18 protein-coding genes and 1 tRNA gene are annotated in these 24,625 nt (G+C 63.1%); 16 read left to right on the top strand and 3 right to left on the bottom strand.

Annotated elements, in window-relative coordinates; translation table 11 throughout:
• Window positions 1–38 precede the first annotated feature (38 nt).
• Both LL253_RS07230 and LL253_RS07225 read left to right on the top strand, forming a co-directional pair.
• A tRNA-Val gene (locus LL253_RS07230) sits at window positions 39–113 on the top strand.
• A 116-nt stretch (window positions 114–229) separates the two neighbouring features.
• Complete coding sequence (locus tag LL253_RS07225; RefSeq protein ID WP_228226728.1) at window positions 230–2,458, top strand: S9 family peptidase; 2,229 nt, start codon at window positions 230–232, stop codon at window positions 2,456–2,458.
• A 9-nt stretch (window positions 2,459–2,467) separates the two neighbouring features.
• Here the strand turns inward: LL253_RS07225 and LL253_RS07220 are convergent, their stop codons facing one another.
• Window positions 2,468–3,178 carry a class I SAM-dependent methyltransferase gene (locus LL253_RS07220; RefSeq protein ID WP_228226727.1) on the bottom strand — a complete coding sequence of 237 codons (711 nt, stop codon included), beginning with the start codon at window positions 3,176–3,178 and terminating at the stop codon, window positions 2,468–2,470.
• A 157-nt stretch (window positions 3,179–3,335) separates the two neighbouring features.
• Between LL253_RS07220 and LL253_RS07215 the strand changes: the two genes are divergently transcribed.
• The 5 genes from LL253_RS07215 (at window position 3,336) to LL253_RS07195 (ending at window position 8,863) form a co-directional block, all read left to right on the top strand.
• Entirely contained in the window at window positions 3,336–4,361 is a 1,026-nt protein-coding gene (locus tag LL253_RS07215) for an aspartate-semialdehyde dehydrogenase (protein WP_009821613.1), read from the top strand.
• A 7-nt stretch (window positions 4,362–4,368) separates the two neighbouring features.
• Window positions 4,369–5,052 (top strand): DUF2238 domain-containing protein, encoded by a 684-nt coding sequence (locus LL253_RS07210; protein WP_228226726.1) that lies wholly within the window; start codon window positions 4,369–4,371, stop codon window positions 5,050–5,052.
• Window positions 5,052–5,813 (top strand): alpha/beta fold hydrolase, encoded by a 762-nt coding sequence (locus tag LL253_RS07205; protein ID WP_228226842.1) that lies wholly within the window; start codon window positions 5,052–5,054, stop codon window positions 5,811–5,813. Before LL253_RS07210 ends, LL253_RS07205 begins: the two co-directional genes overlap by 1 nt.
• Window positions 5,814–5,865: 52 nt before the next feature.
• Window positions 5,866–7,686 (top strand): M2 family metallopeptidase, encoded by a 1,821-nt coding sequence (locus tag LL253_RS07200; RefSeq protein WP_228226725.1) that lies wholly within the window; start codon window positions 5,866–5,868, stop codon window positions 7,684–7,686.
• A gap of 82 nt (window positions 7,687–7,768) precedes the next feature.
• Entirely contained in the window at window positions 7,769–8,863 is a 1,095-nt protein-coding gene (locus LL253_RS07195) for a GGDEF domain-containing protein (RefSeq protein ID WP_228226724.1), read from the top strand.
• Between the two features lie 8 nt (window positions 8,864–8,871).
• On the opposite strand, the gene LL253_RS07190 is transcribed toward LL253_RS07195, so the two are convergent.
• Together LL253_RS07190 and LL253_RS07185 are read right to left on the bottom strand one after the other, a co-directional pair.
• Window positions 8,872–10,326, bottom strand: a complete 1,455-nt coding sequence (locus LL253_RS07190; protein WP_228226723.1) for an AMP nucleosidase — start codon at window positions 10,324–10,326, stop codon at window positions 8,872–8,874.
• 79 nt (window positions 10,327–10,405) lie between these two features.
• Entirely contained in the window at window positions 10,406–10,888 is a 483-nt protein-coding gene (locus tag LL253_RS07185; RefSeq protein WP_009821619.1) for a peroxiredoxin, read from the bottom strand.
• Between the two features lie 144 nt (window positions 10,889–11,032).
• On the opposite strand from LL253_RS07185, the gene LL253_RS07180 reads away from it, so the two are divergent.
• The 9 genes from LL253_RS07180 (at window position 11,033) to trxA (ending at window position 24,547) form a co-directional block, all read left to right on the top strand.
• On the top strand, window positions 11,033–11,593 hold the full coding sequence (locus LL253_RS07180) for a YqgE/AlgH family protein (protein ID WP_228226722.1): 561 nt from the start codon (window positions 11,033–11,035) through the stop codon (window positions 11,591–11,593).
• A 139-nt stretch (window positions 11,594–11,732) separates the two neighbouring features.
• Entirely contained in the window at window positions 11,733–13,145 is a 1,413-nt protein-coding gene (gene ahcY / locus LL253_RS07175) for an adenosylhomocysteinase (RefSeq protein WP_228222795.1), read from the top strand.
• 171 nt (window positions 13,146–13,316) lie between these two features.
• Window positions 13,317–15,665, top strand: a complete 2,349-nt coding sequence (locus LL253_RS07170) for a sensor histidine kinase (protein WP_228226721.1) — start codon at window positions 13,317–13,319, stop codon at window positions 15,663–15,665.
• Complete coding sequence (tsaE, locus tag LL253_RS07165; RefSeq protein ID WP_228226720.1) at window positions 15,658–16,116, top strand: tRNA (adenosine(37)-N6)-threonylcarbamoyltransferase complex ATPase subunit type 1 TsaE; 459 nt, start codon at window positions 15,658–15,660, stop codon at window positions 16,114–16,116. The genes LL253_RS07170 and tsaE overlap by 8 nt, the downstream gene beginning before the upstream one ends.
• Window positions 16,113–17,099 carry an aminoglycoside phosphotransferase family protein gene (locus tag LL253_RS07160; RefSeq protein WP_228226841.1) on the top strand — a complete coding sequence of 329 codons (987 nt, stop codon included), beginning with the start codon at window positions 16,113–16,115 and terminating at the stop codon, window positions 17,097–17,099. The genes tsaE and LL253_RS07160 overlap by 4 nt, the downstream gene beginning before the upstream one ends.
• A gap of 10 nt (window positions 17,100–17,109) precedes the next feature.
• Window positions 17,110–17,820: a nucleotidyltransferase family protein gene (locus LL253_RS07155; RefSeq protein ID WP_228226719.1), complete on the top strand. Its 711-nt coding sequence runs from the start codon at window positions 17,110–17,112 to the stop codon at window positions 17,818–17,820.
• Window positions 17,813–20,782, top strand: coding sequence for a double-strand break repair protein AddB (gene addB / locus LL253_RS07150; RefSeq protein ID WP_228226718.1), 2,970 nt, complete (start codon window positions 17,813–17,815; stop codon window positions 20,780–20,782). The genes LL253_RS07155 and addB overlap by 8 nt, the downstream gene beginning before the upstream one ends.
• The gene (gene addA / locus LL253_RS07145) at window positions 20,763–24,197 is read left to right on the top strand and encodes a double-strand break repair helicase AddA (RefSeq protein WP_228226717.1); all 3,435 of its coding nucleotides are present in this window, start codon (window positions 20,763–20,765) and stop codon (window positions 24,195–24,197) included. Before addB ends, addA begins: the two co-directional genes overlap by 20 nt.
• A gap of 29 nt (window positions 24,198–24,226) precedes the next feature.
• Window positions 24,227–24,547, top strand: coding sequence for a thioredoxin TrxA (trxA, locus tag LL253_RS07140; RefSeq protein ID WP_009821630.1), 321 nt, complete (start codon window positions 24,227–24,229; stop codon window positions 24,545–24,547).
• Window positions 24,548–24,625: the final 78 nt, after the last annotated feature.

Here is a 24,625-nt window from a genome sequence, read left to right as displayed (position 1 = left end):
CCCGTCGCCAGTGTCAAAGGCCGCCTCCTCCTTTCAGGGGGCGCGTAGCTCAGCGGTAGAGCACACCCTTCACACGGGTGGGGTCACAGGTTCAATCCCTGTCGCGCCCACCATCATCCCGGCGATGATGGCTGGACAGGATATTTCCCGGCATTGATCTTTTCTTGTCCCAGGCGCTAAGCCAGCGCCTTGAAGCGGTGCGTTTGCGCGCCAATCGGAAAGGATCCTCATGCCCCCTTATCTGCAATTCGGCGCGGCCCTTGGCGCATTGATCGCCATCCAGAGCACGCCAGCCCATGCGGCCGATAGCCGCAAACTGACTTTGGAACGCGTTTTCGCCAGTCCGGATCTTGCCGGCCCTCAGCCCCGCGCGCTCAAGCTTTCGCCCGACGGCACGCTGGTCACATTATTGAAGCCGCGCGCTGACGAAAAGGAGCGGCTCGATCTTTGGGCTATCGACACCCGTACCGGGTCGGAGCGGATGCTGGTGGATTCCAAGAAGACCGGTAGCGGCGCGGCCTTGAGCGAAGCGGAAAAGATGCAGCGGGAGCGGGACCGCTCTGTCGCGGGAAGCACCGGTATCACCAGCTATGACTGGTCGCCCGACGGGAAAACGATCCTGGTTCCCGTCGATGGCGACCTGTATCTCGCCGCGCTGGATGGCAAGGTGAAGCGGCTGACCGATACGCCCGGCGGGGAGCTCAATGGCGTGGTCAGCCCCAAAGGCGGGTTCGTCTCGTTCGTCCGTGACGGCAATCTGTTCGTCCAGCCTATCGGAGGCGCAGAGCGGCAGGTGACCCAAGGCGCGAGTGACACGGTCAATTGGGGCGTTGCCGAATTCGTTGCACAGGAAGAAATGGATCGTCGCACCGGCTATTGGTGGTCCCCCGACGATAAGATGATCGCGGTCGCCCGCGTGGATGAAAGCCCGGTCGGGATCGTCACTCGCACGGCGATCGGCGGCGAAGGCACCACGGTCTATCAACAACGCTATCCCGCCGCCGGGACGCCCAACGCCATTGTGGACCTGTTCGTCATGAAGCCTGACGGTTCGGGGCAGGTCCAGGTCGATCTCGGGCCGGACAAGGACATCTATCTCGCGCGGGTGAATTGGTCCAAGGACGGCCGCACGTTATTCGTCCAGCGGGAAAGTCGGGACCAGAAGCGGCTCGACCTGCTCGCCGTCGACCCGATGACGGGCAAGGCGCGGATCGCACTGACCGAAGAGGCGAAAAGCTGGATCAACTTGTCCAATAATTTCCATCCTTTACGTGACGGCAGCTTTTTGTGGTGGTCGGAACGTTCGGGCCATGGCCATCTGTATCGCGTTACCGGAAAAAAATGGACCGCGCTCACCAATGGCGATTGGGAGGTGCGCGACGTTGTCGGCGTGGATGAGGACAAGGGCCTTGTCTACTTCACGGGCAACCGCGAAACTCCGCTTGAACAACAACTCTACGTCACGTCGCTCGCCACGCCCGTCGCGGCGCGAATGCTGACCAGCGCAGGATGGTGGAATGACGCCGTCATGGACGATGCGGCAAGCCGGGTCGTGGTGTCGCGTCAGAACACGGACCAGCCCAAGCAGGTCTATCTGGCCGATAGCGACGGCAAGCAATTGCAATGGTTGTCGCAGAACGCATTGACTGGGGATCACCCCTACGCGCCCTATGTCGCAAGTCACGCGAAGACACGCTTTGGAACGGTGAAAGCGAAGGATGGCACGACGCTTTATACCAAGATGATGACGCCGCCGCTGGAGCCGGGCAAACGCTATCCGGTCTTCATGATCCATTATGGCGGCCCCGGTGCCGGCCGGCAGGTGACGAATAGCTGGTCGGGCGCGCTCAACCAGTATCTGGTCGATCGCGGCTGGATCGTCTTTGCCATCGACAATCGCGGCACGCCCGATCGCGGCAAGGCGTTCGAGGATCATCTCTATCGCGCGATGGGCACGGTCGAGGTGGAGGATCAGCTGAAGGGCGTCGAATGGCTGAAAAGTCAGCCCTTCGTCGATGCCGACCGGATCGCCACCTATGGCTGGTCCTATGGCGGCTATATGTCGCTCAAATTACTGGAAAAGGCGCCGGGGACCTTTGCCGCCGCTGTGGCAGGCGCCCCGGTGACGAAGTGGCAGTTGTACGACACCCACTATACCGAGCGCTATCTGGGGAAACCCCAGGACAAGCCAAGCGCCTATCCGGCTGCCGGCGCGGTCGAAGAGTCGGTCAAGATCAGCGATCCGCTATTGCTGATCCACGGCATGTCCGATGACAATGTCGTGTTCGACAATGCCACCGCGCTGATGGCGAAGATGCAGGGCGCGGCGGTGCCGTTCGAGATGATGGCCTATCCAGGGCAGACGCATCGCGTCGGCGGGCCGGGCATCAGCGTGCATCTGTGGCGCACGATTGAGAATTTCCTGGCAGACCATGCCGGCGGCCCGAAACGCGAATAGGCGATTGCGCTATCGCCAGGCGTGAAACACCGCCCGGCGATAGCGGTCCTTGCGGCGGAAAGGCATGGCCCATTTGCGCCAACCCCGGTTATCGAGCGCTTCGGGCATGACCGCGAAACGCGTATAGCCAAAGCGGCGGCACATTTCGCGCAGCGCCAATATGTTGGGCGCCCAGAAGTTGGTGGGGTCCCTGTCCAGTTCCAGTTCGGTGAACAGACGCATCGCCGGCACTGGTTCGTGACGCAGCGCCGTGACCGTTTCCAGCACCAGATGATCCCGGCTCATCGCGGCGGCGGCTTCGAGGATGCGATAGGGGTCGGTGACGTGATAGAGCACACCGAGCAGCAGCACGTTGTCGAAATGGCCCAGTTCCTCGACCCGATGCTGAGCCACGTCGAGGTCGAGCGACCTTACCCTGGATTCGAAGCGCGCATGGGCGTGGTCGAAGCCCCGCTTGTCGCCCCAGCCCTGGCCGGACCAGCAGAAATGATCGGTGGCCAGTACCTCGGCCGCGCCGCGTCTTTCGGCTTCAAAGGAGAAAAATCCGTCCCATGCGCCAATGTCCAATATGCGCCGACCTGCAAGCGGTTGATTGAAAATCTGGTCCGCCTCCTCGCGGAGGGATGCGAGCGGCTTTATGCCTTCGACCCGCTCGCCATCGGGAAATTCGAAACTATGGAACCAGCGCTGGGGCAGAGGCGGCAACGAACGGGACGACATCAACTGATATTCCGATGACAAAGGGGAAAGGGGGCCGCCGACTATGCCGTGGCGGGAGCGCGCTATGGGATCGAAAAGCCCTTCTTTCTGGACAAACGCCCCAGTATCGTTATGCCGCCCCCACCGCAATATGTGCATCGGAGTGGAGTTTTCAGTCATGGGTTACAAGGTCGTCGTCGTCGGAGCCACCGGGAATGTGGGCCGCGAAATGCTGACCATTCTCTCTGAGCGAGAGTTCCCGATTGACGAGATCGCGGCGGTCGCATCCCCCAGGTCGCACGGCACCGAAATCGAATTCGGTGAAACGGGCAAGATGCTCAAATGCAAGAATATCGAACATTTCGACTTCACCGGATGGGACATCGCCCTGTTCGCCGCGGGGTCTGGTCCGACGGCCGAATATGCGCCCAAGGCGGCGGCCGCGGGCTGCGTCGTGATCGACAATAGCTCACTCTATCGCATGGACCCGGACGTGCCCCTGGTCGTGCCCGAGGTGAACCCGGAAGCGGTCGACGGCTATACGAAGAAAAACATCATCGCCAATCCCAACTGCTCGACCGCGCAGATGGTCGTGGCCCTCAAGCCTCTGCATGACGCCGCGACGATCAAGCGCGTCGTCGTCGCCACCTACCAATCGGTATCGGGCGCCGGAAAGGCGGGCATGGACGAGCTGTTCGAGCAAAGCCGCAACATCTTTGTGGGCGACAGCGCCGAGCCCAAGAAGTTCACCAAACAGATCGCCTTCAACGTGATCCCGCATATCGACGTGTTCCTGGACGATGGGTCGACCAAGGAAGAATGGAAGATGGTCGCGGAAACCAAGAAGATCCTTGACCCGAAGGTCAAGGTCACGGCGACATGCGTGCGCGTGCCGGTGTTCGTTGGCCACAGCGAAGCGCTCAATATCGAGTTTGAGAAGGAGATTTCGGCCAAGGAAGCGCAGGATATCCTGCGCGAAGCGCCGGGCATCATGCTCGTGGACAAGCGGGAAGATGGCGGATACGTCACCCCGGTCGAATGCGTTGGCGACTATGCGACCTTCATCAGCCGCGTGCGGGAGGATTCGACCGTCGAAAACGGCCTGAACATCTGGTGCGTCAGCGATAATCTGCGCAAGGGCGCGGCGCTGAACGCCGTGCAGATCGCCGAACTGCTGGGTCGGCGTCACCTCAAAAAGGGCTGAATGCCCTATGGTTTCCGGCGTTGGCAGGGCGTGGCGCGATGTGCCGCGCCCGCAACGCGGGATGATCCTGCTGTTGCTGGCGGCCATCGCGCTCGCCAATGTAAGGCAGCCCTTTCCCGATCTTGCTCCGCTCCAGCATGGTCCGACGCTGGTCCTCGCGCTCATGGCCCCGGGACTGGTGCGTCGCTGGCCCCTTTCGGATCGGGCCGTTGGCTGCGTCTGGCTCTTCCTGTTGCTGCACACTTTCGCTGCGCGCTGGATTTACAGCTATGTGCCCTATGATGACTGGGCGCGGATGCTGACCGGTCATGACATTTCCAGCTTTATGGGCCTGCGCCGCAATGGTTTCGATCGCCTCGTGCATTGCGCGTTCGGCGCGTTGCTGATGATGCCATTGGCGCAAGTCGCGCTTCGCCATGGTGGGATGTCGCACCGGTGGAGCCTTGCCTTCGCCTTTGCCGCGATCGGGCTTGGCAGCGCGCTCTACGAAATCTTCGAATGGCTTCTTACCGTGTTTGTGGCGGGCAACACGGCAGACTATTATAACGGCCAGCAAGGCGATCCCTGGGATGCGCAAAAAGACATGGGCATCGCTCAGGCCGGCGCGGCGCTGACACTCATCCTGCTGTTGCGCCAGGGCCACCGACCCCATATCGGCAAGTTGGATTTGCCGAATAAGGAACAGCGATGATGACCGACCTGCTGATCGAACGCCGTGATGTCAAAGGGTTCGATGGCCTGCCGATCGCCGTGCATATGGTGGGGCAGGGGCGGGACCTGGTGCTGATCCACGGTTATTTCTCCAACGCCTGGACCAATTGGATCCGCTATGGCCATGCCGCGAAACTTGTAGAGGCGGGATTTCGCCTGATCCTGCCCGACCTGCGCGGGCACGGGGAAAGCGCCAAGCCGCATGACGCCGCCGCCTATCCCGCAGACGCGCTGACGGACGATAATCTGGGTTTGATCGAGCAACTGGGCCTGACCGACTATGATCTTGGCGGCTATTCGCTGGGCGCGCGGACGACTGTGCGGATGCTGGCGCGCGGCGCGACGCCCCGCCGCGTGATACTGAGCGGCATGGGCCTGCGCGGCCTTACCCAGACGCTCGACAATGGCGGATATTATACCAATGTGCTCACCAATCTTGGCACCTTCGCGCGCGGCACGTCAGAGTGGATGACCGAAGCCTTTTTAAAGACGACCAAGGGCGATCCGGTCGCGCTGCTGCACATTCTCAACACCTTTGTCGATACGCCGGCCGACGTCATCGCCAATTTTCCGCAGCGGGCGGCTGTCATCTGCGGAGCGGATGACGATAGCAACGGGAGCGCCCATGAATTGGCGGACATATTGCGCGACGGGCATTATTTCGAAGTGCCCGGCAATCATATGAACGCTGTGACGCGCAAGGAGCTGGGGCAGGCGATGGTGGATTTCCTCACCGCTTGACTGTGTCGGTGGAGCAAGTCAGTCTCCGGGCATAACGTTCAGGGGACTATCCATGAAAATCGCGATTTCGCTGGCCGCGCTTGCGGCCGCTCTTGTTGCCACGCCGGTGATGGCGCAGGCCGCGCCTGCCGCTGCGCCGACCGCAGCCGAAGCGGAAGCCTTTCTGACGAAAGCGGAAAAGGCGCTGTTCGACCAGTCGATCATCAGCGGTCGGGCCGCCTGGATCAACGCAACCTATATCACCGACGACACCGACGCGATCGCATCCTATTTCGGCGCAATCGATACGAAACAGCGCGTCGATTTCGCTTTGGAAGCGGGCAAATATGCCACGGCACCGGGCCTGTCAGCCGAAACCAGACGGCGGCTCAACCTGCTGCAAACCGCGTTGACGCTGCCGGCGCCCACCACTGCTGGCGCAGCCGAGGAACTAAACGAACTCGCGACAAAGCTTCAGTCGGCTTATGGCAAGGGTAAAGGGACGCTCAAGGGCCAGCCGATCAACGGCAGCGACATAGAAGAGCAGATGGGGGTCAACCGCAATCCCCAGGAACTCAAGGAAATGTGGGTCAGCTGGCATGACAATGTCGGTGCACCCATGCGCGACGATTATGTCAAACTCGTCGGCATCGCCAATGCAGGGTCCAAGGAACTGGGTTTTGCCGATACAGGCGCCATGTGGCGTTCCAAATATGACATGCCAGCCGATGACTTCGCCAAGCTGACCGACAAGATCTGGGCCGAGGTCAAGCCGCTCTATGACGAGCTTCATTGCTATACCCGCACCAAGCTCAACGAACAATATGGTGATGCCGTTCAGCCAGCGACCGGTCCGATCCGCGCCGATTTGCTGGGCAATATGTGGGCGCAGGAATGGGGGAATATCTATGATATCGTCGCGCCCGCAGGCGCCGGCGATCTGGGCTACGACGTCACCGAATTGCTGACCACGAAAGGCTATGACCCGGTGAAGATGGTCAAGGCGGGTGAGGGATTTTACAGTTCCCTCGGCTTCGATCCGCTGCCCCAGACATTCTGGGAACGCTCGCAGATCGTAAAGCCGCGCGACCGTGAAGTCGTATGCCATGCCTCGGCCTGGGATCTCGACAATAAGGACGACATCCGCATCAAGATGTGCACCAAGGTGAATGGCGACGATTTCGTCACCATCCATCACGAACTGGGGCATAATTATTATCAACGCGCTTATCAGATTCAGAAACCGCTCTACCTCGACGGCGCCAATGACGGTTTCCATGAAGCGATCGGCGACTTCGTCGCCCTGTCGATCACGCCCGATTATCTGGTGAAGATCGGCCTGCTCGATCCCGCCAAGGTGCCGGGGTCGGACAAGGATCTGGGGCTGCTGCTACGCCAGGCGATGGACAAGGTCGCCTTCCTGCCCTTTGGCCTGCTGATCGACAAATGGCGTTGGGGCGTTTTCGATGGGTCTATTCCGCAGGATCAGTATGAAAAGGGCTGGAACGACCTGCGCCTGCAATATCAGGGCATTGTGCCGCCGGTTCCGCGCGACGAGACGAAGTTCGATCCGGGCGGCAAATATCACATTCCGGGCAATACGCCTTACACCCGTTATTTCTTGGCCCGCGTGCTGCAATTCCAGTTCTACGAAGCCGCATGCCGCCAGGCCGGATGGAAAGGCCCGCTGCACCGCTGTTCCTTCTACGGCAACAAGCAGGTTGGCGAAAAACTGAATGCCATGCTGAAAATGGGGGCGTCAAAGCCATGGCCCGACGCGCTCCAGGCGTTCACGGGCAAGCGGGAAATGTCCGGCAAGGCGTTGGTCAATTATTTCGCACCATTGCAGAAGTGGTTGATCGAACAGAATAAAGGTAAGTCTTGTGGCTGGTAACGCTCAATAAAAGTTGGTAAATGGCCGGTTCATGAGTGGGCCGGCTATCCTTCTTTCGCTGCTTTTTGGAACTTCCGTTGTGATGACGATCGCCTTGGCGATCGCCTTCGCACATTTCGGCAGGCAGAGGCATGTCCTGACATGGACCGCGTCCTATGCGGTCGGCGTCCTGCAATGGCTGGCGAACGCCGCGGGGTTTTTTCTGCAAAGCGCCGCGATGTTCATCGTGACCGGAACAGCGCTGGTCGTCAGTGCGTCGCTATTGGCGATCGGCATTCGTCAAAGATCCAGCCGACGCGTCAACATCATGGCTTTTGCCGCACCGGCGGCAATCGTCTGCATAATGATAGCGGTGGCGATCGGCTTTTTTGGCAATCAGGTCCTTCAGGGCATGATCATACCAACATATGTCGGGCTGTTGCTGCTCGTCAGCGCCGCATCGCTCTGGCCGATCGACCGGGCGATGACGCCTCCGGAAAAGGCGTTTTTCGCCTTTCTCATTCTGTTCGCGCTTTGCCAGTTGGCGCTGGCTGTATCGGCCACTTTCATTCGCAGTGCGAGCGAAGGGAAGGACCTGTATCGCAACATCCTGAGCCTTGGCATGCCGACCATATATGTCGGCACGGCGGTTTCCGCCGTGCTGGTGGTTGCGGGCGACCTGGCCCAGCAGTTGCGCAGCCAGATGCGTCACGATCCGCTGACGGAAGTGCTCAATCGTCGCGGACTGGAAGAGGCCGCGTCGCAGGCCATTGCCCAGGCCCGTCGCCACGGCCGCCCCTTGTCACTCGTGATTTGCGATCTTGATGGCTTCAAGGCGCTCAATGACAATCACGGCCATATTGCCGGCGATCATGCGCTCAAGGGCTTTGCGCAGTTGCTGATCCTGGCGGTGCGTCGCGGTGATATCGTCGGGCGGATGGGCGGCGACGAGTTCGGCCTGCTGCTACAGGATAGCGACGCGCAGGCGGCGGCCGACGTGATGGAGCGCGTGCGCCTGGAAGTTGCGCATCTTTCCCTGCCGAAGGTGCCCGAAAGCACGCTACGCGCCAGTTTCGGCGTCGCCGCCTTGCTTCCCGAAGACTTGACGCTCGAAGATATGGTTCACCGCGCCGATGAGGCGCTCTATAGCGCGAAGAAGCTGGGCAAGAACCGAGTCAGCATCGCCGGCGCTGCATGATCTACCTGTCAGCGGAAGGGCGGTTCGTTGAATGCCCGCAGCTTGCGACTGTGCAGTTTCGCGCCCTGCTGCCGCAATAATTCGCATGTCATGATACCGACGCGCAAATGCCCGGCTATCGCTTCCTCATAAAAGCGATTGGCTTGGCCGGGCAGCTTGAGTTCGCCGTGAATGGGCTTGTCAGAAACGCACAGCAACGTGCCATAGGGCACGCGGAAGCGATAGCCTTGCGCGGCGATCGTGGCCGATTCCATGTCGATTCCAACAGCGCGCGACAGGCTGAACCGCAGCGCCGAATGCGAATAGCGCAATTCCCAGTTACGATCATCGGTCGTAACCACAGTCCCGGTGCGCAGGCGACGCTTGAAATCCTCCGGATCGTTGCCGCCTAGTACCGTTTCGGCCGCAGTCGCCATGGCGACCTGAACTTCGGCAATGGCGGGCACGGGAATTTCTGGCGGCAGCATCGCGTCCAGCACCTTGTCATCGCGCAGATAGGCGTGGGCCAGCACATAGTCGCCGATCCGCTGGCTCGGTCGCAGCCCGCCGCAATGGCCGATCATCAGCCAGGCTTCCGGGCGCACAACCGCCAGATGGTCGCAAATCGTCTTGGCATTGGCCGGGCCGACGCCGATGTTCACCAGTGTGATGCCACTGCGATCGGGCGCCATCAGATGATAGGCGGGCATCTGGTGTTTGCGCCATGCACCTTCCGCAATGGCGGCATGGGGGTTGGCGGTTTCGTTCGTGACATAGACGCCGCCCGCGCCGGACAGGCCAGTGAAACGGCTGCCTTCGCGTTGCAACTCGCCACAGGCCCACGCAACGAATTCATCGACATAGCGATGATAGTTGGTGAAGAGGATGTAACGCTGCACATGTTCGGCCGGCGTGCCGGTATAATGTTTTAGCCGTGCCAGTGAAAAGTCGGTTCGCAGGCCGTCGAACAAGGCGAGGGGCCTGTCGCCATCCACATCCGGCATAAACAGGCCATCGGCAATTTCGTCACCAATCTCCGCCAGTTCGGTTGCGGGGAAGTGTCGCGCCAGTTCCGTTGGCGGCGTTCCATCCAGCGCATTGATGTCCAGCCCGTCGAGCACATAGGGGAAGGGGATTTGCTGATTACTGGGGCCGACGTCGACCTCCACCCCATAATCGCGCACAAGCAGGTCGATCTGCTCAGCGAGATAATCCGAAAACATGGCTGGCCGCGTGATCGTGGTCACATAGCGGCCCGGTTTCGACAGGCGCGCGAAGGATCGACCAAGTGGCGGCACGTCGCTGTCGCGCCGATAGGTGATGCGCAGTTCAGGGTAGCAAAAGCGGCGGTCGTCGCGGGCTTCTGGGGGCGGCACGCTGCCATCGCGGGCATAAGCGCGCATCGCTTCGCGCAGCGTTTCAATGGCGGTCTGGTAGATCTGGTCGATTTGCCCGACCGTGGCTTTGCCGATGCTCTGAGTCATCGCCTCCCGTTACCGCCTTTCGATGACGGAAGGAAGACCGCGCGCCAGTCTTATGAAAGCTGGCGCGCGGTGCGGAGGATCAGAGCTTTTCGAGCATATATTCAGCCGAAGATACCTTGAAGTCACCAGGCTCTTCGACATTGAGGTCTTCGACGACGCCGTCCTTGACGATCATCGAGAAGCGCTGGCCGCGCGTCCCCAGGCCGAACTTGCTACCGTCCATGGTCAGACCCACGGCCTTGGCGAAATCGCCATTGCCGTCGGCGAGCATGGTCACCTTTTCATCGGCGCCGGCCGATTTGCCCCAGGCCCCCATGACAAAAGCGTCATTGACGGCGGTGCAGGCGATTTCGTCCACGCCCTTGGCCTTGAGCGCATCGGCCTTTTCGATGAAGCCAGGCAGATGTTTGGCGGAGCATGTGGGCGTGAAGGCGCCGGGCACGGAGAATATGGCGACGGTCTTGCCGCTAAAATAGTCATCCGACGATACCGGCTCTGGGCCGTTTTCCGTCATCTTGGTGAAGGTGGTGCTGGGAATGCGTTCACCCTTGGAAATCGTCATGCTGTGTCTCCTGCCTATCTACGCGCCGGGAGGTCGGTTGCGACCAGCGGGATGTCAAGGCTTGGATGCACGAATATGACAGGGCGCCCCGAGCGCCGGCCCGACTGTCCTTGGCAAGCATGGTAAGCCTTCTATATTCAGATCATGGATCAGGCCCAATTTTATGGCGGCAATTTCTTGCTCGCCCTCCCCGGTATGCAGGATCAGCGGTTCGATCATTCGGTGCTGGCGCTGTGCGTGCATGACGCGGACGGGGCGCTCGGGATCGCGGTAAGCGACGAAATGGAGGGGCTGGGCCTCCGCGAACTGCTGGAAAGCTTCGATATTGACGCCAACAAGGTGCCCGATACGCCAGTGCTGCGCGGCGGCCCGGTGGAGCCGCGACGGGGTTTCGTGCTCCATTCGCTCGATTGGGCCGGACAGGACATGATGCAGGTCAATGACCAATGGGGCCTGTCGGGGTCGCTGGACATATTGAAGGCGATCGCCGAACAGCGTGGGCCCAGCCGCTATCTTGTAGCGCTGGGCTATGCCGGCTGGGGCGCGGGACAGCTTGAGGAGGAAATGACCGGCGAAAGCTGGTTCCTTGCCCCTGGCAATGCCGACCTGCTGTTCAACACACCGGCACGACGCAAATGGGCTGCGATCTTTGCCGCTTCGGGCGTCGATTCCACGCATCTCGTCGGCGGGGCCGGACTGGCATGATCCGCCATCGCTACGCTACATAAAGAAAACTTTATATCGAGTTGCCTTGATCCGCGCCGATTGGTAAGGCGCGGATCATCCCGCCGCCGGATTGTCCGCCGGCGCGCATCTGACATTTTTCAAGAACGGAGACACGCCCGTGGCCACCGCCCCCGCTGCCCAGACCCAGGATTATGTGATTGCCGACATCGGCCTTGCCGGTTTCGGCCGCAAGGAAATCGAGATCGCCGAAACCGAAATGCCCGGCCTCATGGCTCTGCGTCAGGAATTTGGCGCGGCAAAGCCGCTGAAGGGCGCGCGCATCACCGGTTCGCTGCACATGACGATCCAGACCGCGGTGCTGATCGAGACGCTGGCGGAACTGGGCGCTGAACTGCGCTGGGCGTCGTGCAACATCTTTTCGACCCAGGACCACGCCGCTGCCGCCATCGCGCAGCGCGGCATCCCCGTTTTCGCCGTCAAGGGCGAGACGCTGGAGGAATATTGGGATTATGTCGTCAAGATTTTCGACTGGGGTCAGGACACGACCTGCAACATGATTCTGGACGATGGCGGCGACGCCACGATGTTCGCCCTTTGGGGCGCCCGCGTCGAAGCGGGCGAAGCGCTGTTCACGCCCGATAACGAGGAAGAGGAAATCTTCGTCGCGACGCTGAAGCGCTTCCTGGCTGAACGTCCGGGCTATCTCACCAAGACCGTGCAGGCGATCAAGGGCGTATCGGAAGAGACCACCACGGGGGTGCATCGCCTGTATGAATTGGCAAAGAAGGGCAAGCTGCCTTTCCCGGCGATCAACGTGAACGACAGCGTCACCAAGTCGAAGTTCGACAACCTCTATGGCTGCAAGGAAAGCCTGGTCGACGCGATCCGCCGCGCGACCGACGTCATGCTGGCGGGCAAGGTCGCGGTCGTCGCGGGCTTTGGCGACGTGGGCAAGGGCAGCGCTGCCTCGCTGCGCAACGGAGGCGCGCGCGTGCTCGTGACCGAAGTCGATCCCATCTGCGCGTTGCAGGCGGCGATGGAGGGCTATGAGGTCGTAACGATGGAAGAGGCCGCGCCCCGCGCCGACATCTTCGTCACCGCGACCGGCAATGCCGACGTCATCACCGTCGACCATATGCGTGCGATGAAGAATATGGCGATTGTCTGCAACATCGGTCACTTCGACAGCGAGATTCAGATTGCGGGCCTCAACAATATGAAGTGGACCGAGATCAAGCCGCAGGTCGACGAGGTTGAATTTGCCGACGGCAAGAAGATCATCGTGCTGGCCAAGGGGCGTCTGGTCAATCTGGGCTGCGCCACCGGCCATCCCAGCTTCGTCATGTCGTCCAGCTTCACCAACCAGGTGCTGGCCCAGATCGAACTGTGGACCAAGGCAGACGATTATAAGAACGAAGTCTATGTCCTGCCCAAGCATCTGGACGAAAAGGTGGCCGCGCTTCACCTCGAAAAGCTGGGCGTCAAGCTGTCCACGCTCAGCCAGAAGCAGGCCGACTATATCGGCGTGCCGGTCGAAGGCCCGTTCAAGCCCGATCACTACCGCTACTAAGACCGACACCGAGAGGGGGAGGCTGAAACGCCGCCCCCTTTTCCGTTCAGCGATCATCATTCTGCCTGTGAATCTTTGAGCCAGCCGCTTCCCGCCATGCGCGATCTGCGTTAGGTCGGTGGCACTTATGATGAGAGACAGGCAGGTTCTGCACATGGTGGGCAAGCGCCTATGACGACGCTCTCGCCTGTCGCGGCCATGATTTTGGGGATCGTGCTGGCCCTATGGCTGGGCGCGGCCATCTGGGCGGTGATGAGCGGCCAGCGCATGCGCCGAGAAGGAACGCAGTCGCAAGGCAAGCTCGACCGTTTGACCATGCTGCTTGCGTCGGCCCCGGCGGCACCGGTCATTGTCCACCCCGACGGCCGGCTGGAGGCTGCGGACAGGCTGGCCAAATGGCTTGGCCGCACCCGCGCGCCCAATTTCCTTTCGGAACTGACCGCTGAGGATGGCGGGATCGAGCCGGAAGATGCGCATGCGCTCGCTCAGGTCATCGCTGCCGCCCAACGCGCCGGCAAAAGCTTCGCTCTGCCCGTTCGCGGCATCGATTCGACTCGCTTGCTGCTTGTGCGCGGCGCGCCCGCCGGCCCTGAGCTTGCGGAAAGCGGCGGCGTTCTGCTGTGGATTTTTGATGCAACCGACAGCCAGGCCGAAATTCAGTCCCTTCGAAGCCAGGTTGCGCAACTGCGTGATGCGTTGGAGGCGCTTGCCGGGCTCGTGGAAGCGGCGCCCTTTCCAATGTGGCATCGTACCCCCGACCTGCGGCTCAGCCTTGTCAACAGCGCCTATGTCCGCGCTGTCGATGCCCAGGACGCTGCCGATGTCATCACCCAGGGCATCGAGCTGGTCGAATCCGTAGGCGGCGTCCCGCCGGAAGCGGCTGCGGCCGATGCGATGGCGCGCGACCAGCTGGTCGAACGCATGGTGCCGGCCACGATCGACGGCGAGCGCCGGATGATGCGGGTCGTCGACGTGCCGTTGGGCGATGCGGGGATAGCCGGCTACGCGGTCGATCAGCATGAACTGGAGCAGGCGCGAGTCGAGGGTCGGCGGCTTGAAGCCGCGCAGCGTGACCTGCTGGACCGTTTGTCTGCGGGCGTCGCGCGCTTTGGTCCGGACCGTATGCTGCGCTTCTGGAACCAGCCCTTCATGAGCCTCTTTGGCCTGCGGCAGGAGGCTCTGGCGGATGCGCCGGTTTTCGAACGTGTCCTCGACCAGATGCGCGACGCCCGCCGCTTGCCTGAGCATCGCGATTTTCCGGCCTGGCGATCCGAACGGCGTGACTGGTTCCTCTCGCCTGAACCGGTGGAGGAAAATTGGCTGCTTCAGGACGGCACGCATTTGCGCGTCTACGCCCAGCCGCTTCCCGATGGTGGGCTGCTCCTGATTTTTGAAGACCGTACCGAACAGGTCCAATTGTCGAGCGCGCGCGACACGCTGTTGCGGGTGCGGACCGCCACTTTCGATAATCTGTTCGAATCGATTGGTGTCTTTGCCGCTGACGGCCGCCTGCAAATGTGGAATAGCCGTTTCCGCACGATCTGGGGCGCGAGCGAGGAATTGCTCGCCACTCATCCGCGCATCGACGATCTGATGCGCGACGTGCAATCCCGCCTCGCCAAGCCCGAACAAGGCAATCTGGTGCGCGAACTGGTGCGGGCCGCCACCGTGGAACGTAAGCAGCGCATGGGGCATGTCGGCTTTGCCGATGGCCGCATTTTCGAATTCGCAGCCATTCCGCTGCCCGATGGCAACGCCCTGTTCACCATGCTGGACGTGACGGACAGCCGCCGGGTCGAACAGGTGCTGCGCGACCGCAATGAGGCGCTGGAACAGGCGGACAAGATCAAGACGGCCTTCGTCACGAATATGAGCTATGAACTGCGCACGCCGCTGACGACCATCGCGGGTTTCGCCGAAATGATGAGCGCGGGCTATGCGGGCGAACTTTCTGAACCGGCCAAGGACTATGTCTCGGGGATCCTGCAGAGCACCGGCCGCCTGTCGATGCTGATCGACAATGTGCTGGACCTGACGCAAAGCGAAGCAGGCACCTTGCCGATCGAGCGGCTTCCGCTCGATCTAGGCGATCTGGCCCGCGCGCGCGTCGAACGGCTGCGGGCAGAGGCGGCGGCGAAGGGTATGGACCTGGCGCTCGAACTCACGCCAGCGGTGGGCGTGGTGCGCGGGGACGAACGGCGGATCGGCCAATGTATCGACCATCTGCTTGAGAACGCATTGACCTATTGCAGCCGGGGCGCGCGCATCCTGCTGCATGGCGATGGCACGGCCGATCGGGCGCGCATCGTCATTTCTGATAATGGACCGGGCATTCCGACCGAGCGTCAGCGGGCTATTTTCGAGCCGCTGGTGCGGGCGGAACAGGCGCGTAGCGGTGCCAAGGCAGGCATGGGTCTGCCCCTGGCCCGCCAATTGGTGCAGGCGCATGGCGGGACGCTGGAGCTTGTATCAAAGAAAGGGCAGGGGACGATGATCCTGATCGAACTACCCCGTGGCTGACCTTGCGGTCGATCTCCCCGACGAGTCGGCAATGATCGCTTTGGGTCGACGCCTTGCCCGGCACGTGCGCATCGGTGATGTGATCGCGCTGGAGGGCGGGCTTGGCGCGGGCAAGACCACGCTGGCGCGCGGCTTGCTTGAGGCGCTCGGCCTGCAAGGCGAAGCGCCGAGCCCGAGTTTCGCGATCGTTCAACCCTATGATGTGCCGGAAGTCAGGGTGCCGGTCACGCATGTCGATCTTTACCGGCTGGACGATGTGGCGGAAGCCGACGAGTTGGCGCTGGGCGACTATTTGATGGACGGCCTGCTGTTGATCGAATGGCCCGATCGGCTGGGAACCTCGCTCTGGCCGCACAGCCTGCGCCTCACCATAGAGATATTGGAGGATGGCGCGCGACGCTTGACAGCGGACGTGCCGGACGCTTGGACGGATCGATGGTCCCAGATTTGATCCCGCCCGTTGCCGCTCCCGCTTTTCTTGCCCAGGCAGGTTGGGGGGAGGCCGCGATCCTGCCTTTGGCATGCGACGCATCCTTCCGCCGCTACTTCCGCGTTGTCAGGTCTGGCGGGCAGGCCGTGTTGATGGACGCCCCACCGCCGCAGGAAGACCCGCGCCCTTTCATTGCGATTGCCGAACGGTTGCGGCAGGACGGATTTGCCGCACCGCGCATCCTGGCGCGCGATCTGGAGCGCGGCCTGGTACTGATCGAGGATTTCGGCGACCTGCGCGTCAAGGAGCATCTGGATGTGCATCCGGGTGATGAACTGGCCGTCTATACGCGCGCGGTCGATCTGCTGGCGGAACTGCACCGACTGCCGCCAGCCGACCTGCCGCCCTATGACCGCGCCGTATACCAGCGCGAAACGGGGCTTTTGACCGAATATTACTGCCCCGCTGTTGGCCTTTCGGTCGATGTCGATGCCTATGTCGGCGTGTGGGACCAGGTGCTGCCCCTGATCGAACGGTCGGTCAGCGCGCCGGTCACTGTCCTGCGCGACTATCATGCGGAAAATATCATGCTGATCGACGATCCGACGTCGCATGGCCTTGGGCTGCTGGATTTCCAGGATGCCCTGGTCGGCCACCCTGCCTATGACCTTGTATCCCTGTTGCAGGATGCGCGGCGCGACGTCCCGCCGGCGGTGGAGGCTGCGATGCTCGATCATTATCGCGCCATCGCGTCGCCGCCAGCGGATTTCGACGCGGCCTATGCCGTGCTTGGCGCGCAGCGCAACGCCAAGATCATCGGCATCTTCACGCGTTTGTGGAAGCGGGATGGCAAGCCGCGCTATCTGTCCTATCTGCCGCGCATGTGGAGCCTGCTGGAGCGCGATCTCGACCATCCTGCGCTGGCGCCGGTCGCTTCATGGTTCGCGCAGAATATTCCGGCGGAAAAGCGGCATAGCGCGCTTGAAGCCTACGCGCTGGCATAAGGCGGCGACCATGATCGACACGGCGATGCTGATGGCGGCGGGGCTGGGCAAGCGGATGCGCCCCCTTACCGCAACGCGCCCCAAACCTTTGGTCAAGGTGGCCGGCAAGCCTCTGATGGATCACGCGCTCGATCGGCTGGAAACCGGGGGCGTTCGCAAGGTGGTGGTGAATGTCCATTATCTCGCTGACACGGTCGAAGCCCATCTGAAGGCGCGCCGCTGCGGGATGGAGTTCACCGTTTCCGATGAGCGCGCGCAGCTGCTGGAAACCGGCGGCGGCCTCATGAAGGCGAAGCCATTGCTCGGCGATCAGCCCTTCTTCTGCGTCAACAGCGACAATTTCTGGGTCGATGGCCCGGCGGAAACCTTCGCCATGATGCGCCGCGTGTGGGATCCTGCGCGCATGGATGCGTTGCTGCTGCTTGTGCCGCAGGCCCGCGCCTATTGCCATAGCGGCATGGGTGACTTCAGGATGGACGCGGACGGCAGGCTGACCCGCCGGCGCGAAGGCCATGTCGCGCCTTTCGTCTATATCGGTATCCAGATCCTGTCTCCCGCATTGCTGGTCGATCCGCCGAGCGACGTCTTTTCCACGAATATCTTCTGGAACCGCGCTATCGCGGCGGGTCGTCTCTATGGCGTATCGCACCAGGGATTGTGGTTCGACGTCGGCACGCCCGCGGCGATCCCCGTGGTGGAATCCACGCTCGCTTATGGGTGAGCGCAGCCGTCCGGCCCTGTTCACCATCCCGGCGCATCGCGCCTTTGCCGATGCCCTGGTGACAGGGCTGCTCGCGCAGCATCGTGGCGATGTGATGGCGCTGGCGCAAGCCATGGTGCTGCTGCCCAACAACCGCGCCATTCGCGCGGTGCGGGACGCATTCGTGCGGCAATCGGGCGGGGGACTGCTGCTTCCACGCCTGATCGCGATCGGCGATCCCGATCTGGGCGAACAGGTCGGCGGCGCGTTGGACCCGCTGGGCGAAGAGGAGCCTATACCGCCCGCCATTGATCCGATGCGCCGTCAGATGCTGCTGGCGCGCATGGTGCAGGACGTGCGGCCGGAGGTGGATGCGGGGCAGGCGCTCCAGCTGGGCCAGGCCCTCGGCGCCGTGCTGGACCAGATGCAGGTGGAGCGCATTTCACCCCGCGCGCTGCGGGATATTGACCTTTCCGCAGACCTGTCACGCCACTGGCAAGTGTCTTTGACCCTGTTCGCGATACTGATCACGCGCTGGCCCGCCGAACTGGCGCGGATCGGTTGCATCGACCTTGCCGACCGGCGCAACCGTTTGTTCGATCGGCTTACTGCCCGATGGGCTCTGCACCCGCCTTCCGGTCCCGTGGTCGCCGCTGGCATTTCGACCACGGCGCCGGCGATTGCCCGCCTGCTCCGCTGCATCGCTGAAACGCCCGACGGCATGGTGGTGTTCGCCGGACTGGACCAGCATATGGATGCCGATGCCTGGGATGCGATCGGCCCGTTCGACCCCGACCCTGCAACCGGGCAGCGCGTACCCGGCCATGAAAGCCATCCGCAATATGCGCTCAAGCAATTGCTCGACCGCATGAGCGCAACCCGCGACGATGTCGCGCAGTGGCGCTGGGGCAGCGAACATGATGCGCGCGCCGTGCGCGGGCGCAATATCTCCAACGCGATGCTGCCGCCGCGGCTCACCAGTCGCTGGCGCGACCTCAAGACCGCCGACCGATCTCTGGCGGGCGTCGAAGCGCTGGAAGTCGCGACCCCGGGTGAGGAGGCGCAGGCGATCGCTATCGCGCTGCGCGAAGTTCTGGAAACGCCGGCACGCACGGCAGCGCTGGTGACGCCGGATCGGCAGTTGGCAACCCGCGTATCGGCGCATCTCCGCCGCTGGGGGATCGACGCGGATGACAGCGCCGGGCAACCCCTGTCGCGCCTGCCGCCCGGGACGCTGCTGATTGCGATGGCCCAAGCGGTGGCCGAGCGGTTCGCTCCCGTGCCGCTGCTGACGTTGCTGAAACATCCGCTGGTGATGCGGGGCGATGCGCGGATCGCCTGGCTGGACGGGGTGCGCGGGCTCGACCTACTGCTGCGCGGACCGCGCCCGCAGGCCGGGCTGCACGGCATAGACCTGGTGCTGCGCGCCCGTGACGACGACCGGCAGAGGACGCTGCGCGATCAGGTCCGCGCCTGGTGGCCGACCGCCCGGGCGTTGCTGGAGCCGCTGGAAACGGCTTTCGCCACCACCACCGGTCTCGCAGGGCAACTCGCTGCGTTGCGGGAAGCGGCCAGCCTATTGTCGGCGGAAGCGATCTGGGCGGGTCATCATGGTCATGCCGCCGCCGATCTGTTCGCGGACATGGAGTCCGCAGCGCCGGAGGGGCCGCGTCAGGCCGATGCGCGCGCGCTGCCGGCATTGCTTGACGATATGCTGAGCGGTCTTTCCGTGCGCCCTCCGCAAGGCGGGCATCCACGGCTTTCGATCCTGGGGCTTATTGAGGCGCGCCTGACTCAGGCCGACGTCATGATCCTGGGTGGGCTTAACGAAGGCGTTTGGCCCGGCTTGCCCGCGCCGGACCCCTGGCTCGCCCCGCGCATCCGGCGTGACCTGGGCCTGCCGGGACTGGAAACACGGATCGGGCTGGCCGCGCATGATTTTGCGGGCGCGTTGGGCGCACCGCGCGTGCTCATCACCCGCGCGCGGCGCGGCAGCGGCGGGCCGGCCGTGGCATCGCGCCTGTGGCTGCGTCTGAAAGCGATGGCAGGGCCGCAGTGGAAGACCGCAGATCGTTATGCGGCGATGGCGCGGGCAATCGATGCGCCGTTGGTTTACGGCCCGGCGAGGCGTCCCGCGCCATCCCCGCCGATAGCCGTGCGGCCCCATGTCATTCCGGTGACCGATGTCGACCGGCTCAAGGCCGACCCCTTCGCTTTCTATGCGCGCCGCATTCTGCGCCTGGCGCGACTCGATCCCGTAGACGCCGACGCCGGCCCGGCCTGGCGCGGCACCGCCGTCCATGAGGTCCTGCAACGCTGGGCGGAGGCGGGCACGCTTGATCCCACCGACCTGGAAGCGCGCGCGCGCGCCATGTTCGATCAGCCGGAAGTTCACCCGCTGCTCAAGGCTCTGTGGCAACCGCGCCTGATCGAATCGATCCGTTGGATCGCGGCGGAGGTCGCGCGCGACAAGTCGGAAGGGCGGACCATCATATCGGTGGAACAGGAAGGCCGTGCTGAGGTCGCGGGGGTCACGCTGATGGGCAAGGCCGACAGGCTGGACCGGCTGGCGGACGGTCGGATCGGCATCATCGATTACAAGACGGGCAAGCCGCCCAGTGCGCGGCAGGTGAAGGCAGGCTTCTCGCTTCAACTGGGGCTGCTTGGTGTGATCGCGGAAATGGGCGGCTTCGACGGACTGGGCCCCGCGCCCGTGGCCGGCGACTTTGAATATTGGTCGCTTGCCAAAAAGGGGGACCAGTTCGGATATCGGGAACGGCCGGTCGATCCGCTGGGAAAACGCGACAAGATCATCACGCAGGAATTCACGGCGCATGCCCACGCCCATTTCGAAGGGCTGGCGAATGACTATCTGCTGGGCAGTGCGCCCTTCGTGGCGCAGCTCAATCCCGAAGTCGCCAACTATGGCGATTATGACCAGTTGATGCGGCTGGAGGAATGGTATGGCCGCGACGATGGGTAGGGCGCGCGCGCTTCAGAAATTGCTCGGCGATCAGGCACGGGCTGCCGGACCTGACGCCCATGTGTGGCTGTCGGCGTCGGCGGGGACGGGAAAGACCCATGTCCTTACCGCGCGTGTATTTCGCCTGCTGCTCCAGGGGGTGCGGCCGGAGAATATCCTCTGCCTCACCTTTACCAAGGCGGGGGCGGCCGAAATGGCCGATCGCATCCATGATCGGCTGGCGGCGTGGGTCCAGATGGATGGCCCCGCGCTGGCGGCGGACCTGATGGCGCTGGGCGAGGATCATGGCCCGCAGATGCAGGATCATGCCCGGCGCCTGTTCGCCGAGGTGCTGGAGTCAACCGGTGGCCTGCGCATTCAGACGATTCATGGCTTTTGTCAGCAATTGCTGACAGCCTTTCCATTGGAGGCTGAACTGGCACCGGGCTTTCGGCCGCTGGATCAGCGCGAGCAATCGGCCCTGGCCCGCCAGACGCTGGCGGACGTGGTGGTGCGCGCGCAGGAAGAGGGCGACGACCCGATCATGACAGCGCTCCAGTCGCTCAGCCTGCGCTTGGGCGAAGGCGGCGCGGAAGCTTTTCTGATGCGCTGTGCGGCACGGGGCGAGGCGCTGTGCGGCTTGCCTGCCCACATTGCACCATGGATCGCTGCCGAATTGGGGCTGCCGGATGGTGACGTGGACCAATGGTTGGCCGACCAGTGCCGCGACGACATATTCGATATGCGGGCGCTCGACTGGATCGTGCGCGCCAATGCCGATTGGGGCAAGGGGCGCGGGCTGGAACGGTGCGACCGCATTGCCGCGTGGCGGGCGCTCGATCCGGCGGGCCGCGCTGCGGGCCTGATCGAATTGCATCGCGCCTGGGCGAAGGCGGATGGCGACATCATCGATGCCAGGGGCTGGGTGCCGCCGATCGACGGCTATGGCGAGATGGCGGCGCGGTTGCACAGCCGGTGCGGCGAGCTGATCGCGCTCAAGTTGCGCGCCGATTACGCCGCGCTGCTCGCTCAGGCGCTTCATGCCGGGCGCGCCTATGCCCGCGAATATGCGACCGCCAAACGCCTGGCCGGCGCGGTCGATTTCGATGACCTGATCGCGCGTACGGCCGCGCTGCTGGAGCAGCCCGGCATCGCCGAATGGATACGTTACAAGCTGGACCAGCGGATCGACCATATATTGGTCGATGAAGCGCAGGACACCAATGCCGCGCAGTGGCGGATCGTCCGGACGCTGGCGGAGGAATTTTTCAGCGGCGCGGGGGCAAAGGGCGACAAGGTTCGGACCGTGTTTACGGTCGGCGATTTCAAGCAGGCCATTTTCGGATTTCAGGGCACCAGTCCCCAAAATTTCGCGGCCGCGCAATTGTTGTTCCAGCGCGATGCGATGGATGCAGGTCACGATTTTCACAGCCTGTCGCTCGACCGTAGTTTCCGTTCGACGCCGGCGGTCCTGGATGTGGTGGATCGCACCATCGCCACGCTGCGTGCCGAGCGGCTCGGCCTGGAGGCGGGCGAGGTCCATCATGACAGCGCCAATCGCCATCCGGGCGAAGTGACGTTGTGGAAGCCGGTTGTCGCCAACATGACCGAGGATGCGGACGGCGAGGAGGATTGGGCTGACGATCAGGAGCGCGTGCTGGCGCAGCGGATCGCGCGGCAGATAAAGCAGTGGATCGACAACGGCGTCATGCTGGAGAGCCGGGGCCGTCCGGTGCGGGCGGGCGACATCATGATCCTGGTGCGTCGGCGGAGCGAACTGGCACGACTGATCGTCGCGCGGCTTTATGAGGAGCAGGTGGCGGTTGCGGGTATTGACCGGCTGCGCCTCAACGCGCCGCTCGCGGTGCGCGACTTGCTGGCGGCCTTGCGGTTCGCGGTTCAGCCGGAGGACGAACTCAACCTGGCGTCCCTGCTTGTATCCCCCTTGATCGGCTGGACCCAGGACGAGTTGATGAACCGGCTGGTTGGGCGCCGAACGGGGCTGTGGCGGCATCTGAACCAGACGCTGGACGATGAGGCGCTCGGGCCTTTGCGGAATCTGCTGGCGGTGGCGGACTTCTCGACGCCCTACCGCTATCTGGAAGCGATTGTGTCGGGGCCGATGGATGGCCGGCGCAAGCTGATCGCACGGCTCGGCGCGGAAGCCGCCGACCCGATTGAGGAATTGCTCAACGCAGCGCTTGCATTCGAACAGGACGATCATCCCTCGCTCCAGCGCTTCATCGACTGGTTCGACCGGGGCGAGGTGGAGATCGTCCGCGACGCGGCGGGGCAGGGGGATATGCTGCGGCTGCTGACGGTGCATGGCGCGAAGGGATTGCAAGCGCCGATCGTCATCCTGGCCGATGCGTGCCTGGACCCCGATGCGGGCAATCGCGCCGACATGCTGGAGTGGAATGGCCTCCCCATCCTGCCGCCGCGCAAGGCGGAGCGGCAAGGGCCCATCGGGGATGTGGCAGAGGAGGCGGCTCAAATCGAGCGGGAGGAGCATTGGCGGCTTCTCTATGTGGCGCTCACCCGGGCGGAGGAAAAGCTCGTCGTTGCAGGATCGCTGGGGCCGCGCGCCAAAGGCGAGGTCAAGCCGGAAAGCTGGTTTGCCGCTGTCGAAGGGGCGATGGTTTCGCTGGGCGCGCAGTGGGAGGCTGACCCCTTATGGGGCGCCGCCCGGCGCTGGCGCGGGGCGGAGCAATTGCCCTCCAAGGACGCGGCTGTCGAGGATGTGCCTGCCGATCTGGCTACCGACATGCCGGCCTGGCTTCGGCAGGCCGCGCCCGCCGAAGCCAGGCCCCCGCGGCCGCTGGCGCCATCGGCTCAGGTGGAGGATGATGTTCCCTATCCTCCGCCTACTCCCGCGATGCGCGCGGCGGCCGAGAAAGGCCGGTTGTTGCATGCCTTGTTCGAACGACTGCCTGGCCTGGGCACCAATCAGCGTGCATCTGCCGCCGACCGCTGGCTGGCGCAACAGGGGCTCATCGACGCAGATGAGCGCCAGCAGTTGATCGAGCAGGCATTGCGGGTGATCGACGCGCCGGACTTTGCTGATCTATTTGGCCCTGGCGCGCTCGCCGAAGCGCCGATTGCGGCGGTGGTGGGGGAGGCGGTCATCGCCGGTACGGTGGACCGCCTGTGCGTCGGGGCGGATCGGGTGCAGTTCGTCGATTTCAAGACGGGGCGCGTCGCGCCATCGACGCTGGCGGACGTGCCGACCTCCCACCTTCGCCAGATGGCGGCCTATGCCGCCGCGCTTGGCGTGATCTTTCCCGGCCGCCAAATCGAGGCCGGATTGCTCTACACCAGCGTTCCGCGGCTCATCACCCTGCCGCCAGCGCTGCTGGCAGCGCACAAGCCGGGCTTTGTCGGCGCGCAGGGAATTTTGCCGCTCCCGCCCGTTGAGCCGACGGCTCCGTCATCCTAGATATTGCGCCAAGCAAAGGAGATTTACCCATGGCCACCAAGGCAGTTACCGATGTCAGCTTCCAGCAGGACGTGATCGCCGCCGACAAGCCGGTGCTGGTCGATTTCTGGGCGGAATGGTGCGGCCCGTGTAAGATGATCGGCCCGGCCCTGGAGGAAATCTCCGAGGAACTGGGCGACAAGGTCACCATCGCCAAGATCAATATCGATGAAAATCCCGATGCTCCGGGCAAATATGGCGTGCGCGGGATTCCAACCATGATCCTGTTCAAAAATGGCGAAGTCAGCGCGACCAAGGTTGGCGCTGCCCCCAAGAGCGCGCTCAAGGGCTGGATCGAAAGCGTCCTGTGATGCTCTGATACGCGGCGCTCCGCCGCGTGTCGGCTGAGTAGAAAGCCGCGCCGTCAACGCTTTGACGGCGCGGCTTTT

The sequence above is a fragment of the Sphingobium soli genome, assembly GCF_020782245.1.
GTDB lineage: Bacteria > Pseudomonadota > Alphaproteobacteria > Sphingomonadales > Sphingomonadaceae > Sphingobium > Sphingobium soli.
The sequence above is the reverse complement of the archived record's forward strand: the minus strand, read 5'-3'. Positions and strand labels throughout refer to the sequence as shown.